3 protein-coding genes are annotated in these 2,710 nt (G+C 67.1%); all 3 read right to left on the reverse strand.

Annotation, left to right across the window (positions count from 1 at the left end):
* The coding region (locus tag VF643_RS00660) for a DHH family phosphoesterase (protein WP_331041433.1) at nucleotides 1-683 on the reverse strand (683 nt) is incomplete at its 3' end.
* 544 nt (nucleotides 684-1,227) lie between these two features.
* On the reverse strand, nucleotides 1,228-1,911 hold the full coding sequence (locus VF643_RS00665; RefSeq protein ID WP_331041434.1) for a 2OG-Fe(II) oxygenase: 684 nt from the start codon (nucleotides 1,909-1,911) through the stop codon (nucleotides 1,228-1,230).
* Between the two features lie 74 nt (nucleotides 1,912-1,985).
* Nucleotides 1,986-2,710 (reverse strand): RcnB family protein (locus VF643_RS00670; RefSeq protein ID WP_331041435.1); only part of this gene is annotated, 725 nt, incomplete at its 5' end.

Genomic DNA, 2,710 nt, shown 5'->3' on the forward strand with positions numbered 1-2,710 from the left:
CTCGCGAAATAGCCGCGGGCGCGCAACGTACGGACCAGCGCGGCGGCGAGCAGGAAGCAGACGCCGACCGCGGCAAGATGGCCGTGGGCAGCGCCGTCGGTCTCGTCGAGGCGGTTGGGATTGACCAGCGAATGCGCGACCGGCAGCGCGGCGGCGCATTTGTGGTGATCGACGACGATGACGTCGACCGGTGCGGCATGCGCCATCGCGAGCGCCTCGAATGCCTGCGCGCCGCAATCGACGGTGACGATCAGCGATGCGCCTTCGGTGGCGAGGCGGACCAGCGTCTCGCCCGAGGGGCCATAGCCTTCGAGCAGGCGATCGGGGATGTAGGGGCGGGCCTCGATCCCGAGATCGCGCAGGACGAGGATCATCAGCGCAGCGGAGGTGGCGCCGTCGACGTCGTAATCGCCGAACACCGCGACGCTCTCGCCCGCTTGCACCGCGTCGGCGAGGCGATCGGCGGCGCGGTCCATGTCGCGGAAGATCGACGGATCGGGCATAAATCCGCGGATCGACGGAGTGCGGTGCTGATCGAGCGTTTCGCGCAATGCGCCACGGGAGAGCAGTAGCTGGGTGACGAGGTCGTCCCCGCCGAACCCATCGCGCGCATCAGCGGCGAGTGCGCGCCACCGCCAGGGCTGGCCGAGGATCGAGCGGGTGATGCCGAGAACGGGGGTCATCCGGCGCTCATAGAGGCTGGGCGGGAAAAGTCACAAAAGTCACACCATTACGCGTGCGCGGGAGGCGGGGCGGTGAGATCGAGATGCAGGCGGGGCGGGTGGCGGCGGTTATCGGCGGGCATGCGGCGGATGTGGCAGGGGCGGGCTTGTAGGACAGGGGTGGTGATGGGTTGCGGGGCGAGCGAGCCGACGGCGGTCCTCCTCTGCCGCTGATGTGGGATCTCTGCGCAATGCGCCTCGTCACCTCGGACCCGATCGTCGATCATCCCCTTCGGACGCGAAGGCGAATAGTCGCGATTTTGACGCATCCTGTTTGTGCTCCCGCGAAGGCGGGAGCCCAGTACTGGGTCCCCGCCTTCGCGGGGATACAAGGCGGTAAATGTCGGAACGGTATAAGCACCGACTTCATCCTGCTCCCTCCTGCCGAAGAATGCTTTGGCTCGTGCGGACTAGCGGGACCCCGGATCGAGTCCGGGGTGACGGAGGATGAAAAGGGGCGGTAGTTCATTTGTGATCTTCTTGCCCGCAAAGCGGGAGGCGAACCCTACCGCTTGATCCAGGATTGCTCGCGGAACCACTTCGTCACGATGTACTTCGTGCCAGCGACCACCGCGGTGCCTTCGTGGATGGTGCGCTCGTTGGGGCTGCCGTCCGGCTTCATGTTGTTCCAGGCGAGCAGCAGCCCGCGCTTGGGGGCGATGCGCAGGCCGGCCTGGGGGAACCAGGTCGCGCCGCCTTCCTTGACGTCGTTGAGGTAGATCATCGCGGTCCAGGTGCGCTGGCCGCCGGACTTCTTCATCGTCTCCCAGTAGCTCTCGCCCTCGTGGAAATAGTCGTGATGGGTGCGAAATTGCTGGCCGGGCGCGTAGCGTTGGCCCTGGATGGTCTCCCCGTGATCGGGGTCGATGCCCAGCAGGAGGGCGATGGATTCGTCGACCGGCCGGACCTCCGGCGACCAGCGTTCCAGGTCGCAGCTCTCGCTGGTACGAAAGCCGGTGCCGGCGCGGTCGGACAGCAGGGTGGACGGGCGGCGGCCGGCGTCGATCAGCGCGATCATGCGCTTGCATTGCGCCGCGTCGAGGAAGGCGTCGTACAGATAGACCTGGGCAAAATCGGTGTCCGCGCGGCGGATGCGCGGATCGGCCTCGAGTCGCCGGGCGACCTCTGCGCCGATGCGGGCGCGTTGCTTGTCGGGCGCGTTGGCGGCGGGGGCTTTGCGGGCGAACATCGTCAGCGACGTGGCAAGCGTGCCATGCAAAGGCAAGGGCCCGGCGGCGATGCCGGGCCCTGCTGCAAGGTCGATCAGTAGAAGATGTCGTAAACGGTATCGACGACCTGGCCGCTGCCGATGTCGACGAGCAACGCGTCGTCGTAATAGCGGACCCAGCGATACGGACCATATGCCTCAGGCAGACGATAGGACCAGGGATCGTCGATCCAGTAGTTCTGGTCCCACAGGATCGACGACAGCGTGATCCCGACCGAGAAGCGGCGATAACCGTTGCCCCAGCCGTTCGGCGCATAGTAACGCGGGAGGCGGTACAGGCTGGAGTTGCCGCTGCGATAGCGGTTCCAGTCATAGCGGTTGTCGTTGCGCCAGCCGCGGTTCCACCCCTGACGCTGGTCGAAGCTGCCGCCGCCGAAGCTATTGCCGCCGAAGCTGCTCCCGTAACCGTTGCGGCCGGCATAGCCGCGATTGCGATCCCATTGGCCGCGCTGGCGATCGCGGGCGATGTCCTGGCGATCGTTCCGGCCGTTCCCACGATAGTCACGACGGTTGTCTCGACGATCGTCCCTGCGATCCGCGCGATCGCCGCGGAAGCCGGCGCCATTGTCGGGTCGGTAATCCCGGCGAGCGTCGCCCCGGTCGTCGCGGGAACCGTTGCCGCCGAATTGCTGCCCCAGATTTTGGCGGACGGCGGAGCGACGCTGTTCGCGCAGGTCGCCGCCGGCGTCACGGCGCTGCTGCCACTGTGTGCCGGTCTGAGCCTGCGCGCCAGCGCGGTACTGGGGGCGATCGCCGCCGT

It is taken from the genome of Sphingomonas sp., from assembly GCF_036387595.1.
Lineage (GTDB): Bacteria > Pseudomonadota > Alphaproteobacteria > Sphingomonadales > Sphingomonadaceae > Sphingomonas.